This is a genomic window from candidate division KSB1 bacterium (assembly GCA_034506395.1).
Lineage (GTDB): Bacteria > Zhuqueibacterota > Zhuqueibacteria > Thermofontimicrobiales > Thermofontimicrobiaceae > Thermofontimicrobium.
Genome location: JAPDPQ010000011.1, coordinates 102,346 through 117,016 on the forward strand (window position 1 = coordinate 102,346; position 14,671 = coordinate 117,016).

Sequence of the window (14,671 nt, forward strand, 5' to 3'; positions counted from 1 at the left end):
GCTGTCTCTTTGTCCTTAAATGAAATTTGCCTTAATCGTACTCCAGGACGGAATCCGCGCGCTGGATGGATCGATCTGAGTTTCAAAATCGTGCCAACGACTGATCATCCAATATCCATAACGTTTGATGAAGACAAAATTGGCGTGGCCTCGGGCAGTCATCGGGTAGCTTGCTGCATATTGATGATGAACCTCTAACACATAATCCGCTCGAATCATTGCCGAATCTGGAAATTCATTGCGCTGAATATTGGAAAATGTCAATGCGCGCAATGAATCGTTTGGGATTGCGGTGAGCAATTTATTGATGTATGATTGCTCATGCGCGAGCGACCATTGTTCAAATATTCCTGCATTCACTGTGGCTTGATACTGATCTGGGATAAAGCGAAATAAACTTGCCGAATCGACCAAACATTTCATGTAATTTTCAACGTTTCTCTCCTGAATCGCTGTCCGCATATTTTGCAGCACAATGATTGGATCCGTCGGCAACTGCCAAGTCGATCGACTTTGAGTGGGAGGCTCAGCCTCTCGAGTCGCAAATGGATTCTGGCATGAAATTATGAGAACCCCACACCCAAACATTACTATCCATATAGCTAATCTTATCTTTTTCATAAAGCCCCATTTGATTCTGCAAGAGGCGCTTCAGTAAGTTTTATTCACAATTTCTCGATTTTTGCACAGAGTCGATCTTAGGTCGCTCGATGTTACTATAAATTTCCTCCCACGAATCTTAGCCAAACCTCATGTTCATGGGAAAGCTGACGCAATGAATTTGACCCTCATCTGTTTCACAATATTTGACAACGCCCTATCAATTCACCAATGGAACAATCCTTATGGTGTCGCCCAATTTTTCCCTGGGGTAATCCGAGTTGATTATCGCATTTTTTCGGCTCAATAATATAAAATAATTCGATAACTTTAGCAAGCACAAAATTGACAATTATCAAATCTTTCATTTTTGATAATCTTGGCCTGTTGACTGAATCTCTGTTTCTATACTCATCAACAACAATTCTCCAACAAACGCCAATTCTATCAAATGGCTCTTTGTCTGGTCTGAAGTTGCGAATCCACTTGAATGCAATTATGTTGCTCAATTGAAATAAAAATGCCAGGCCCCGGTGATGGTTCCTGGCATTTCATCCATGCGAGGAGATTAATTTATATTTGAGGCGGGATTTACTTTATTAGGAATTTAATGCACAAAATTTACTCATTTCTAAGTTCCGATAATTTCATCAATAAATTTCTCGATTGCTCCTTATATTCTCCTTCAATCATCGAGAGATCTGTTAGCAATTTGATCGCTTTTTCAGCCTCATTGATCTTCAGATAGGCATTTGCTAAATACCAATTTGATTTTTCTAACAAGAGTTGGTTATTTTGTTCTTGGCTTAAATCTGCCGCAATTTCAAGATATCTGACACCATTTTTAAAGTCGTTCTGCATTAGGTGGCTCACCCCTAAATAGAAATGGCCGAAAGGATCATCTGTCTTTCTTCGGACAAAGGAATCCAATTTCTGAATTGCCAATTGATAATTCTTTTCTTGATAATATTTCATCCCTTGATCATATAATGTTTGTGCCGATGAGAATTCATCCGCAAATTCGCTCGCTTTTCCGCCGATATAGGATGCACTTTCTATGATTGCTAAGCGCGAAAAATCTTTCTTAAATGGTTTTGCGACGATTAAAATGAAAAGCACCGCTGCTGTCACTGGGACTAACACCCGCACCGCTGGAATTTTTATCCAATTTTGAAACAGCTCGCACACGTATTTTAAAAATTCCATTAGAGACGTTATAATTATGCTGTAGGCTTTCCGAACCAATGTGAGATTTGATTCTCTTGACTGCACAGCATCTAAAAATAGATGAGGTTCTTGCTCTAACAATGCTGAGACTTCGCTCATTCGATAGACCTCTTCAAAACAGGCATCACAATCTAAGAGATGTTCCTCAACCCGAAATCTTTCTTCTTCTTCCAATAGATTGAATTGATAAAGACTTACCAATCGGCGCATTTTTGGATCTTTGCATTTCATCTTAAATGGCTCCTCGTTTCTCCAGTTTTTCTCGTAGCTTCTTCCGTCCCCGAAACACCGTCACATCGAGCGCCGTGCGAGAGATACCCAGTTTTTTCTGGATCTCCTCTCCTGTATACCCTTCCAGTTTTAATCGAAAAATTGCCTTTTCTTTATCAGTTAATTCATTTAAAGCTCGCCACAGTTCTGAGGATAATTCCACCGATGCTACCTGTTCTTCCGTCGAATGAACCGTTTGATGCAGTTTCATTACCTCATTTAAATGTTCACCTAAAATATTTTGTCGCCGAGTTTTCGTCCGATAATCTCCATTCATCACCCGGTCTAAAATCCCATAAGCCCAGGGCAAAATTCCTTTCTCAAAATCAATACCACGATACTTTTCATAGATGATGATAAGAGCTTCTTGAACGTAATCCTCATTCGTTCGCATATTGACTGTGTTTTCCTCTTTTTTTGGTAGCTCGTTCGATCAGCTTGTCTCGAAGAATCGTCAGGAGCAAATGCTCTGCCTCTTTATTGCCTCGTTTTGCAATAGCGGCCAACCAATTAGTGATGCAAGTATCGAATACGTGATGAAGAACATTCATGACTTGGACTAATGAAAAATTGGGCTTGCAGAGCGGACACCATTTCTGCACTTCTTGGATAGCATACCGACATATTTCGTCTGTCATCTCTTCATGATCAAATTCATTGATCAATATCGGATACTTCCGCAACTCCAGTGCGATTAACTTAGAGAATCTTACTGATAATTTTTGATAAAATTCTCTCTGCGCTTCGGCATCCCCCGCAACAGCAGCACTGACAAGTTGTTTCATTTCTGTTGTATTTAACATATTCGTATTTTACAAAAAAAATTCAAAAAAGCAAGAAAAATATTTGAAAGCGAAATCACACTGGTGTTAATTTGATGATAAAATTAATAAGCGGAGACAATTTGCTCAATTAAAAAATCAAATAAATTAGCAAGCAATTGATAATAGAAAGCAGAAAACCAATGGATTGGTGGAGTTCTTATTGGTGGAATGTAGCGAATTGAAATGATGAATTGGCAATCTGAATTGATGCGCCCAATTGCGGTCAAATTTTCGACCAAGATCGAAAATTGTCTCTTACTATTCGTGTTCTCTGAATCTCATTTTGTCTAAAATATTTGCCCCAGCGTTAAAAGCATCCACTTGTTCAAATGTACGAATTGTAGAAAGAGGTTATCCAGACCGAGAAATCATTCAGCAGTCAATTGGGATGAAAAAAAAGAACGCTTTTGACTCAATTTTCACCTTCTTTCGCGATGGTGAGATAAGCATAGGCATTGAAGCCAGCAAGGGCTTGTACGGCACGGTCGGATGCATTAATGATTTTCACATCTCCATCCTTTGAACGGACTTTAGCAGTTGCTTCGATAATTGTGGCAATAAAATCTGGCGAAGGATCTTCAATATGGGTCATATCAAGGAGAATTTTATAATAGCAATTCTTAAAACATTTGCTAAAGGCCGCAGTCAAATAGGGCGTTAGGAGCTTATGATTGATCGGTGGCAGAAATTTGATCTTGATGATATCGCGATTTTTCCCAAGTCTCTCAAGAATGATTTTTTGATTGTCAGACATCTGTGTGAATCGATTTGTCTTAAGTTAGAAATTTGATCGGTCCGGTTTTGAAAGTCCGATCCGAGAATTGATTCGACCTTCAAAAGAAATGAACTGAATGAGCGTTGTGCTACCTAATATATAACCAAAAAATGGCGGACCGGTCGTTGGTGCTGTTAAATCGCTATTTTCAGAAACGACCGGTCTATCGAAAATGGATACCTATCGGTTTGAAATGCTAAAAAATTCTTGTTAGATGATCCGGTCCAGGAAAAAGCTGATAATTAATAGCAAACCGGTGAACAGATGATTCATGATAGTTCCAGCATTAGCTGGTACCAATTTCAAACTATTATTATAATTTTGTTGTGCTATTCGAATCGACTTTAAGGCTAATGGCATGGTGAGCAGGGCGATTAATGAAATTGGCGGAAGTATATCTATAACGACAGCAACGACCACAATCACGTAGGTCAATAGCATGATTAAGATGTAGCCAGAAACCGCTTGCTTCTTTCCCAGTCGAACCACAAGGTGATTTTTGCCGACCGCTTGATCAGCTTTGGCATCCTGAAATTCGTTAATGTAGAGCACCGCAGTTATTAGCAAGGCGACAGGGAGTGATGCAATGATCGGCACCCAAGAAAAAATGCCGGTTTGGACATAAAATGCACCAAAGGTCATCAGGATACCGAAATTTATTCCGATCAGTGCCTCGCCCACGCCGCGGCCTACCAGGTTGATGCGGGGGAAAACGTAAAAAATTGCAGAGAAAACCCCAAAAACACCTATCGCTAGGATCACCCAGCCAAGTCTATAAGCAAGATATAAACCAATGCAGCTGCCGAGAAATAGGCATACCATCGCTTCTACCAACACCTCTCTGGGGGTAAGCAGGCCTTGTTGAATTAGCCTACTCCCTCCAGTAAAAGGTCGGACGTACTCTTCATTGATCACGTCATTGCTCGAAAGGTGGTCGAAATAATCATTGATCACATTGGCTCCAGCATGCAAAAAAATGCCGCCGATGAGCGCCAGGATGAAATGGACCCAATGAAACTGTTGTGTCATATTAAAAGCAATGACCGAACCCAACACGATCGGCACGATTGTGGCGCTAAAGAAGGGAGCACGAACCTCCAGCAGGAAGTACTTCACCTTTTGCATTTCCTCATTCCTCCAGTTATTCAAACAAAATCGCCTTGATGATGTTCAGTGGTTTAAATTTGCCGTTCAAAATTGGCCATTGAATTTCTGCTTTTTTATTGATCGTGGCAATGCTGTCCCGTTCCATGCGCAATTCCAGCGACCGAATTTTTTCCCAACAATCCGCCTGATTTGGATCAGGGCAGAGCTCATCGATTTTATGTATTAAATCGATCGCTCGATCAATTCGGGCGATGATTTCATGGTATTCTTTTTCACTGATCAGACCATGCCGATATTTGATTTCTGAAAGCCGCTTGCCAGCTTCATAGGAAATGGAGACGATATCGTCCCGGCTTAGCCAGCAAGTCTCATAGCTCAAAAAATATTTCCAACTGGGCTTTAAAAGCGCCTGGCGATAATCCTCGAGCGTATGATAGAATATCTTGTAGCCAAACTTTTCCGGATTTTCAAATGCAATACTTCCAGGATCAAGAAATGGAGCTAAAGGAGCAATGAATGGCACGACTCGCGGGCCGAACTTTTCGAGCAACTCACCACAATATGAAACGGTTTCCAGCACCGATTCTGCCGTTTGATGGGGTAAACCGATCATAAAAAACAGATCAAATTTTTTGCAACCTCGCTGTAATGCCCATTGAATATTGAGTTCAATCGCTTCATTTGTATATCTCTTGCCACATTTGCGACGAATGCCATAATCGTGGGATTCTGGGGAGAATTCAATATTAAAATTGGCGACCGCAGAACCGAGTTTCTCGAAGAAATTCTCTGGGGCTGGCTCAAATAGCTCAAACACCAATTGATTTTCAATATCTAACTTCTTTAGCCCTGAGATAACCTTATCAGCATAATCATAACCAGGCTGATTCAAATCACCGATGATAAAAATAGGACCGTTCGTAAAACGGCTGATCTCCCGAATATCTTCAACGATCCGCTCGGCATCCCGAAATGATGGGCGGAGCCGATTACAATAGTACTTCATCCCATATTTTGATCCACCGCAGATGATGCAATTGTGAATACAGCCTCGACAAGTCATCACAGCAGTGATGGGATAGCGCCACCAATCATGGATGGCAGTCATGCTTTTGGTATCAAAGTATTTGACTGCTAGTTTGAACAGTTTTTTGTAATTATTGGTAAAGCTGTTTAAGTCTTCGGGCAAATAAGTGATTGGATGAGAAAATATCTCGCCTTGCTGATTTTTCCAAGTAAGATTAGGAATAGCAGTAAAATCCAAACCTTGCTTTAGCGCCATCATCAGCTGGAGCATTGGCTCTTCCGTAGAATCCCCCTTCACCACAAAATCTACCTGGGGATACCGAATAAGCTGATCATGAAAATAGGTTGACGAGTATCCTCCAAAAATGACTGGAATTTGAGGATGATATTTTTTACAAATGGCGGCGACCTCCAGGCTGCCCTGCGCATGAACGAGCCAGTGCAAATCGATACCAAAAGCCACTGGGCGCATGGAGGCGATCATCTTCTCTGCGTCGAATTTTGGATCGCTCAACATCCGATAGGCCAAATTGACGATGCGAACACCGATACCATGGCGTTCGAGATGTTCCGCTAATGATGAAAATCCCACTGGATACATCTCGAAAATTGGGGTCGAGGGCACGACATCGCTGATCGGCCCCAAAAGGTTCGGACGCTTCCGAAAATCGTATATCGCAGGTGCATGTAATAGGATTAGATCAGGCTTTTTAAACATGCCACTCCTTAGAACAGTGCAGAACAGATCCATGAAGCTTTATATATTATTCAGTTGCTTCAATCGCCGCTGCTGCAAAATTTGAATTTGTTGGCTCAATTGCTGATCAATTTTCATCAAATCGAGATCAGCCTTTAATTGGAGGTAATTTAATCGAAATTCAAGTAAACTGCTGAGTTCTTGGATACCATCTAACGCACCAATAATCGGTTTTTGTTCCCGAACGGGTTGCCGACGCCGCCGTTGCACAGCTAACTCCCCCTATTTGAATTGTTTCAAAGTTTTTAATATAATTCTAATAACTGAAAATTTCAAGCATTTTGTCTGCGATTTTGAGAAATTATGAGATGGTCAGTACATCGGATATTTCTAACCGCAAGATTAAAGATACAGGTTACCGCTTAAATGTGAGCAAAATCTTTGCTATTGATTTTGAATCTCTAATCTTTTAAATTGCCTGAGAAATTTCAAAAACAATTTCTATAGAGATGACCAATTTGATTCGCCTTAACGAACACACCAGCAACTGATGGATTGTGATTACTAATGAAACTCTCATTTCTATTGGAGCCAGCTTGGACCGACTAGAATCTTCATTCGCAAAAAGGATTTGAAAAGTCAAGATCATGATCGGTTGTGGATTCTTATGATTTTTTCAGCCTAGGAAACAAAAGGCAGATTGAGGAGACTTTTGGCTTAATACCTTGAACATCGAAACAATTTTGGAAAGGAAATTTTTATGAATATTAAATTCCATCCGTCTCTGACCGGGCAAATCCGCGACTATGGGGCCATCACGATCGGAGCTTTTATCATGGCGCTCGGAATCGGTGCCTTTTTAACGGATGCACAGGTGGTCCCTGGAGGTGTCAGCGGCCTGGCGATGGTCATTCATTACATCTCTGGGAGAAAAATTCCTGTGGGGCTCACCATGTGGTTGCTGAATATCCCGCTGTATTTATGGGGACTGAGAGAGCTGGGTAAACAATTTGGCTTTCGAACTTTCGTGGGATTTTCTCTGAGTTCGTTTTTCATCGATCTGTTGCGCGGCAATGTCCCAGGATTTGGATTTATCCAGTTGCAAAACTCTGCTGCGATCCAGGACCTCTATCGCCATGATTTCATTTTGGCTGTGATGTTTGGGGCGACCCTATTAGGTGTCGGATTGGGGGTCATTTTCAAATTTCGTGGCTCTACTGGCGGCTCCGACATCGTGGCCGCAATCATGCAAAAAAAACATGGGTGGAAACCAGGACAAGCTTTTTTGGTCAGCGATTCTTTGGTCATCACCACTGCTGGGTTGGTCATTCATTGGATGAAGATATCAACCTTCAAGCCAGCTCTTACTCTGACCTTATATGCATTTGTATTGCTATTCATCTCTTCGAAGTTAATCGATATCATTATCGAGGGGATGGACTATGCCAAAGCCGCTATTATAATTTCGACGAAAAGCGAGGACATTGCCTCGGCCATTATGGATGATCTCAGCCGCGGCGCAACAGCTCTCAAAGGGAGAGGACTTTACACGAATCAGGACCGCGATGTCATTTACACTGTTGTCTCCCGAAAGGAAATCGGCTTATTGACAGAAATTGTTAAGGCCATCGACCCGAACGCCTTTGTGATCATCAATAATGTCCATGAAGTATTGGGTCATGGCTTTCGGAGACGGATATGATTGAAATCGTCCGTTAGAAATCTAATCGTTCATGACAATCAGTTTTATGTTTGAAAGAAATCGGACAGTTTAGTCAATTTTAAGAAGCGTCATACTTTGGATTGAATTCGATTCGGTAAAAATACTTTTGAGCTATTCAATTTGGTTTTCAACTGTTGGCATCCTTTTCAGCAAAGAGAACTTCTGATTTTATGTCAATCACCGTTAGAGAAATTCTTGCGAAATCAGCGCTGACGCCTTCGCGGATCGAAGGCATCGACTTCGCCCTGAACCCGTATCGGGGCTGTGCTCATGGATGCCGCTATTGTTATGCCGATTTTATGCGACGTTTCAGCGGTCATCATGAGCCGTGGGGCAGCTTTGTGGATGTGAAGATCAATATTGCGAAAATGTTAGCTATTGAGTTGCACCGAGCCAGCCAAAAAAAAATTTGTATTCCATCACTTTTTGCATTGAAGAATGATAAAGGAATCGATCTTGAGCATAAAAAACTAGTGAGCTTGAGCACCGTGACCGATCCCTATCAACCGGTGGAGCAAAAATATCAACTCACGCGACGCTGTCTTGAGATCCTATTGCGCCATGAAATCCCAGTGACGATTTTGACCAAATCGCCCCTGATATGTCGAGATATCGATCTGATCAAACAGTTCCAGCAGATTGAGGTCGGTGTGACAATCACAACGGATCGGGAGGACATTCGAAGAATTTTCGAACCAAATGCCCCAAGTATTGCGGTTCGAATGGAGACCCTGAAAAAATTACATAATGGGGGGATTAAAACTTACGTCTTTATAGGTCCAATTTTGCCAATGGATCCCTATCGTTTGGCCGGTCAAGTGAAAGATTTCATCGATTTTTATTTTATCGATCCGATGAATTACGTTGCCAAAAGCCGAAACATCTATTATCAGCATCATTTGGAGTATGCGTTACAGCCAGATTATGTTGCAGAATGCCAGTCGGCACTGAAGCAGGTTTTCACCGCTGATTGCTGATGCCGTATTTCTTCATTTTTATAATTAAATTCGATCGATCGATCCCAATTGCCTCGGCTGTTTTGCTCACGTTCCAGTGATGCTTGTCAAGATGAAAAAGGATGTAATCTCGTTCACAAGCATCAGAAAATTGTTTGATCGACAGATCGAAATACTGAGCGAGCGTCGATTGCTGTGAACCAATAAGATCAAATCCGATCTCTGTTGGGCCAATTTCATCTCCATCGCTCAACACAATGGCGCGGTGGATAATGTTCTCCAACTCTCGAACGTTACCTCTAAAGTCATAATTCATTAAACGGTTCATTGCTTGTTCGGAGATCGAACGGATCGTCTTGAGATTTTTGCGACTGTAAATTTTGATGAAATGCTCTACGAGCAGCGGAATGTCCTCCTTTCGCTCCCGCAGTGGCGGGATCTCTATGGTGACGACATTTAACCGATAATAGAGATCAGATCTGAAACGATTTTCCTGGATCGCCTTTTTTAAATCCACTGCTGTGGCTGCTAAAATTCGGGCATCGACTTTGATCACTTCTTCGCCACCCACGCGTTCGATAGTTCCTTCCTGGAGAAACCGCAGCAGCTTCATCTGCAAGTGATGGTCCAGCTCGCCGATCTCATCGATAAACAGGGTGCCTTCATGCGCGCGCTCGAATTTGCCCTTTTTCCGCTTGATCGCCCCAGTAAACGCACCTTTCTCATGGCCGAATAATTCACTTTCAATCAGCGAAGGGGTGATGGTCGAGCAATCTGCTATCATCAAGGTCTTATCTTGTCGCCGACTATTGTAATGGATGACTTTTGCCACCAGTTCTTTGCCGGTGCCGCTCTCGCCCAGAATGAGAACCGGCGCTTCGGTTTTAGCCACTTTTTCAATTCGCTCCAGCATCGCCAGCATCTTCGGGCTTTTACCGATGATTTTATCCAGTGTGAATTTCCGTTGTTCTTCCTCAGCCTGATACTTCCGCTCCCGCGATAGTTTAAATCGCTCCACTGCACTTTCAATTCGTGGTAGCAATAGCCGGTATTTGAGCGGTTTGTCAAAAAAATCAAATGCACCGGCGTTCATCGCTTTTTTCGTTATTTCCGCATCGCCATAAGCTGTGAGGACAATGACGCAAATATCTGGATATTCCTTTCTCAGCTGCGTCAGCACTTTATAGCCATCCATTTGAGGCAGCTTCCAATCCAGCAGTACCACACCAAAATCGCTTTGCTTCACTTTCTCGAGCGCTTCCTCTCCAGATGCCGCCTCCTCCAATTGGTAATCGTCGGTTGCGAGCCAGCGAATAATCTGCTCTCGATCATCAGCATCATCATCCACAATAAGGATTTTTGCTTTGGGCATAATTTTAATCCCTCAAATTTTGCGGATCTTTCTTATGGATCAATTTTTGCAAATGTTCTATAAGTTTCATTTTCAATTCATTCAAATTATCCGAATAACTGATGTATTCTAAACCGCGCAGGTCTGATGGCACATCACAAGCTGTGTTTTTCAACAAAATTCCACGCTTCCCCAGGCCACATACTAATCCATATTCAAACATGACATTGGAATTCCGCTCGGAGATATCAATAATCGCATAGCGCGATGCTTGAATGCCTCGACAAATTTTGCACATGATGGCCACATTATTCAATTTCTCATCCGCTCGCCAAGCGATCATGCCTAGCGCAGTAATAGCGGCTTTTATTCCCTTTCGATAGATTTGACTGAATGAAATTTGACCCTTATCGATAAAAGGCATCCCGACAAAAACCATTTTATCGTCTTCTTCAATTGGCCAGGGGCAAAAAGGCGAACCGGTTAAAAAGCACCGCTTCATGATGCCTTTGCGTCGCAATTCAATCGCCGAATGCACTTCTGGATCAGGAGTTGGCACTGAATCGGGTCGCCATTTCAAACCGCTCTTGACCATTTGAATAATATTTTCGAAGCGAAACGGCTTTTTGAGATATGCCTGGGCACCCTTTTCAGTAACCGCCTCCACGGCCTGCTCAAGCGTGGCATGGGCGCTGGTGATGATCACACAGGTTTCAGTGTTCATTTTTCGGATCATCTCCAGCGTTTCAATGCCAGACATTCCATTCGGTAGAACCAAATCTAAAATTATTAAATCAAAATGCTGGGTATGAAGTCTCTCTATCGCCTCTTCACCCGAATAGGCCGAAATCGTCTCATAACCTTGCGATGTCAGCAAATTTGTAAACAAAGAATGAAACCCAACTTCGTCATCAATGATCAAGATCTTCTTAGATCGGGACATTTATGCTTCTCCCTTGCAATTCGAAATGAATTTGGTAGAAGATTAAGTGGGGATTATCTTTGCAATTTCGTTGGCTAATTCTTTCCAAATCGCCTGATGCAAGATCATTACACCTGCGACTCCCAGTTCATCCTTATCCAGACGGGATTCGGTAGCGGAAATAATGATGATGGGAATAGTCGGATTAAGCTGTTTAAATCTTGGGATGAATGTTTTTGCTGTTCTGGCGCCATTGCGTTCCTGCTTTAAATTATAATCTAACAATACGAGATCAAAATGAGTTTCTCTAAATATCCGAATGCCATCCTCTGCTGTATTGGTACATTTCACCACATATCCGGCTAAAGTCAACCACCGATGAATTTGATCCAACATTTCCCGTTCATCATTTACCACTAAAATGCGTTTCTGTGTTGTTGCCATTATCATGACTCCTTCTCATGTTTGTTCATAACGTAATCTGATTTTCACATTAGTACCTTTATCTTTCACGCTGCGCAATGTGATTTTCCCATTATGTTCAAGTTCAATAATTCGCTTGCATATTGGAAGTCCCAATCCAAAGCCCCCCTGTTTCATGGAAAAGAAAGGATCCCATACTTTTTTTCGCGCCGATTCTTCCATCCCCTTCCCAGAATCATGAAAATGGATTTCAAAATAATCTTTAAAACGCTTAGCCCGGATAGTGATAATTCCGCCATCGGGCATAGCTTCAATTGCATTTTTGATGATATTGATAAAAACCCGATGGAGCCGATGCGGATCAACCATAGCGGTGAAATTTAGCGAGGCACGATCAATCTGAAATTCGACTTTATGACGCCGCGAAAAACCAGAGGTAAGATAAATCACGGTTTGTGTAATATCAGCCAGGTTGGCGCGTTCAAATTCGATCGGCATCGAGCGCGAGCGTTCCATGATCTCTGTGGTCATCCGCTCAATGCGATCCACCTGCGCCTGAATTTTTTTCATCGATTCGAGAATTGTGAAAGATTCCAATTTTTGGTTCTCATGTAGGTACTCAATCCACTGCGCTTCACCAGAGATCAATGAAGATGCGGTTCGAATGTCGTGGGTGAGTCCAGACAAGACATCGGTTACTGCACTCAAACCAACGGCTTCACTAACTTGGAATTGAATATCGGATAATTCTTCATTCAGCCGGGCATTCTCGATGGCGATCCCAGCATGATTGGCCAATTGCTGCAACAGATGGACCTCATATTGACCGAAATCGTTCTTTTTAAAACTCTCGACATTAATTAAACCAGTCACCTGATTATCATAGATGATCGGTACAATAAGCTCCGATTGAACATGCGGATTAACCTCCAAATAATAATCATCGTTTTTCACATCGGCACACAGATAATGGCGCTGGGTACGCACCACTTCGCCCGAAATGCCTTCATCCAATGAAGTTTTTCTATTCAGATAATCTTTTTGATACGCCTCATCTCCTGCAAAGGCTTTCACAATCAACATTTTTTGATCATAATCTACCAATTGTACATATAAAATGCGATCTTGCGGTCCGATTGCAGCAAGCGTTTCTTTCGCCAATAAGTTGAGGATCTGATCCAGGTCCAATGTCGAGGTGATTTTTCGGCCGATTTCATAGAGCACCTGCAGTTGTCGCAATCGAATATCGCATAGTTCCCCAATCTTGATAGCAATGGCAGTGCTTTCGGCTAATGCTTGTAATGTGTCAAGATCATGATCCGTAAAAGCGTTCAGCTCTGAGCTTTCGATATCGATCACTCCAATAATCTCATTGCGAAACCGCAAGGGAACACAGATCTCAGAACGAATTTCTGGAAATATTTCTAGATATTCAGGATCTTTCCTGACATCGTTGGCGATCCGAGCTTCGCCATTGCGAGCAACCCACACCACGATGCTTTTATTTTGATTGAGGTCAACATAAAAATTAAAATAATCAGAGCTAGCGATTTCAGGAGCGATGGCTTTCGTTTCTAATTTGTTCTTTTCTGGATCGACCAGCATGACGAAGCAAATTTTTTTGCCCTGGCCAACAATATTGAGGCTCTCCTGCGCGATCGAAGATAGCACTGAATTGAGGCTTTTTTGTTGTCCCAATTCTTCGCTGATTTGTCGGAGGGTGATAAAATGGCGATTTTTTTCATCGGCGATGGCATAGAGCTGGGCGTTTCTAAGGGCAACAGAGGCATTTGCGGCCAGCATGGTCAATAGCTTCAAATCGCGGTTTGTAAAGGCATTGTATTGTGTGCTTTCGATATTCAAAATCCCCTCTACTGCCCCATCAATGATCAATGGCGCAGCAATCTCCGATCTGGTTTCTGGCCAAGTGTTATGATAATAAGGATCGTTCGTTACATCATTGCATAAATAGGGTTCTCCAGTTTTATAGACGTGGCCGATAATCCCCTCGCCGTTCTCAATATTTGGCAATTGAAGATCCGCCAATTTGAGATTATCAGGAAATTTTCTCCGCCATCTCTTGGTAACTAAGTCCCGATACCATAAAAAGGAATTATTCGTCTTGGCAATCTGCTGGGATGCTTTTAAAATCTTCTTCAATACCTGACTCAGTTCCAGCGACGAGGCGAGGTCTTGGGCGATTTGCACCAAAAAATCGAGGTCATCGTTGTTAGACATCAATCGACTGAGCAGCAAATTGTTTTGGATTGCGATGGCTGCATGCCCGGACAAAATTTGTAGCATTGCCCTTTCGTTATTAGGCAGTGACACGTGACCTTCCATGAAAAAACTTAGAAGGCCGAGCACCTTGCCCATCACATTCAACGGCAATCCGATCATGAGGGCTTGGGGTGGGATAAGCTCCTTATGAAATATCAATTCTGAATCATCGATCCGATTGGTTATATAAATTTTACCTTGCTGTGCAATGCGTCCGATAAGCCCTTTACCTAATTTCACTCTGGGCGTAAGGATGGCCGCCTCGTCGATCCCCTTTGTCGCAACAAGTTTTAATTCATTATCTTGAGTGTCAATGATAAATAAAAGGCCAATTGTAGGTTTGATTCGCGGGCTGAACTTGATGTCGAGGATGGTGGCAAATAAATCAGCCGAATGTAAATTACAAAACATCCTCCGATTATTTTCAGCAATCAACTCAATATACTCGATTGGCAATTTCGCTAGACTGGATTTAGCATGATTCATCATC

Annotated in this window: 14 protein-coding genes; 2 read left to right on the forward strand and 12 right to left on the reverse strand. The window is 42.3% G+C overall.

Going from position 1 to position 14,671, the window contains the following annotated elements; genetic code table 11:
- Positions 1-15 precede the first annotated feature (15 nt).
- The 8 genes from ONB37_09255 to ONB37_09290 form a co-directional block, all read right to left on the reverse strand.
- Entirely contained in the window at positions 16-423 is a 408-nt protein-coding gene (locus ONB37_09255) for a hypothetical protein (protein MDZ7400336.1), read from the reverse strand.
- A gap of 798 nt (positions 424-1,221) precedes the next feature.
- The gene (locus ONB37_09260; protein ID MDZ7400337.1) at positions 1,222-2,037 is read right to left on the reverse strand and encodes a zf-HC2 domain-containing protein; all 816 of its coding nucleotides are present in this window, start codon (positions 2,035-2,037) and stop codon (positions 1,222-1,224) included.
- Between the two features lie 22 nt (positions 2,038-2,059).
- Positions 2,060-2,491, reverse strand: a complete 432-nt coding sequence (locus tag ONB37_09265; protein ID MDZ7400338.1) for an RNA polymerase sigma factor — start codon at positions 2,489-2,491, stop codon at positions 2,060-2,062.
- A complete protein-coding gene (locus ONB37_09270) occupies positions 2,478-2,900 on the reverse strand; it encodes a hypothetical protein (protein MDZ7400339.1) in 423 nt (140 codons plus the stop codon). The genes ONB37_09265 and ONB37_09270 overlap by 14 nt, the downstream gene beginning before the upstream one ends.
- A gap of 433 nt (positions 2,901-3,333) precedes the next feature.
- Positions 3,334-3,675 (reverse strand): hypothetical protein, encoded by a 342-nt coding sequence (locus tag ONB37_09275; protein ID MDZ7400340.1) that lies wholly within the window; start codon positions 3,673-3,675, stop codon positions 3,334-3,336.
- Positions 3,676-3,906: 231 nt separating this feature from the next.
- A complete protein-coding gene (gene menA / locus ONB37_09280) occupies positions 3,907-4,821 on the reverse strand; it encodes a 1,4-dihydroxy-2-naphthoate octaprenyltransferase (protein ID MDZ7400341.1) in 915 nt (304 codons plus the stop codon).
- Positions 4,822-4,837: 16 nt separating this feature from the next.
- The gene (locus ONB37_09285) at positions 4,838-6,547 is read right to left on the reverse strand and encodes a TIGR04190 family B12-binding domain/radical SAM domain protein (GenBank protein MDZ7400342.1); all 1,710 of its coding nucleotides are present in this window, start codon (positions 6,545-6,547) and stop codon (positions 4,838-4,840) included.
- Positions 6,548-6,586: 39 nt separating this feature from the next.
- A complete protein-coding gene (locus tag ONB37_09290; protein MDZ7400343.1) occupies positions 6,587-6,796 on the reverse strand; it encodes a hypothetical protein in 210 nt (69 codons plus the stop codon).
- Positions 6,797-7,286: 490 nt separating this feature from the next.
- Between ONB37_09290 and ONB37_09295 the strand changes: the two genes are divergently transcribed.
- Both ONB37_09295 and ONB37_09300 read left to right on the forward strand, forming a co-directional pair.
- Positions 7,287-8,228: a YitT family protein gene (locus tag ONB37_09295; GenBank protein ID MDZ7400344.1), complete on the forward strand. Its 942-nt coding sequence runs from the start codon at positions 7,287-7,289 to the stop codon at positions 8,226-8,228.
- Between the two features lie 191 nt (positions 8,229-8,419).
- Entirely contained in the window at positions 8,420-9,226 is an 807-nt protein-coding gene (locus ONB37_09300; protein ID MDZ7400345.1) for a radical SAM protein, read from the forward strand.
- On the opposite strand, the gene ONB37_09305 is transcribed toward ONB37_09300, so the two are convergent.
- From ONB37_09305 to ONB37_09320, 4 genes are read right to left on the reverse strand one after another with little or no spacing between them, the layout of a single operon-like run.
- On the reverse strand, positions 9,210-10,577 hold the full coding sequence (locus ONB37_09305; GenBank protein MDZ7400346.1) for a sigma-54 dependent transcriptional regulator: 1,368 nt from the start codon (positions 10,575-10,577) through the stop codon (positions 9,210-9,212). The two genes, ONB37_09300 and ONB37_09305, sit on opposite strands and share 17 nt — an antisense overlap.
- A 4-nt stretch (positions 10,578-10,581) precedes the next feature.
- Positions 10,582-11,499 carry a response regulator gene (locus ONB37_09310; GenBank protein ID MDZ7400347.1) on the reverse strand — a complete coding sequence of 306 codons (918 nt, stop codon included), beginning with the start codon at positions 11,497-11,499 and terminating at the stop codon, positions 10,582-10,584.
- A gap of 42 nt (positions 11,500-11,541) precedes the next feature.
- A complete protein-coding gene (locus tag ONB37_09315; protein MDZ7400348.1) occupies positions 11,542-11,922 on the reverse strand; it encodes a response regulator in 381 nt (126 codons plus the stop codon).
- Positions 11,923-11,937: 15 nt separating this feature from the next.
- Entirely contained in the window at positions 11,938-14,670 is a 2,733-nt protein-coding gene (locus ONB37_09320) for a GAF domain-containing sensor histidine kinase (protein MDZ7400349.1), read from the reverse strand.
- Between the last annotated feature and the right edge of the window lies 1 nt (position 14,671).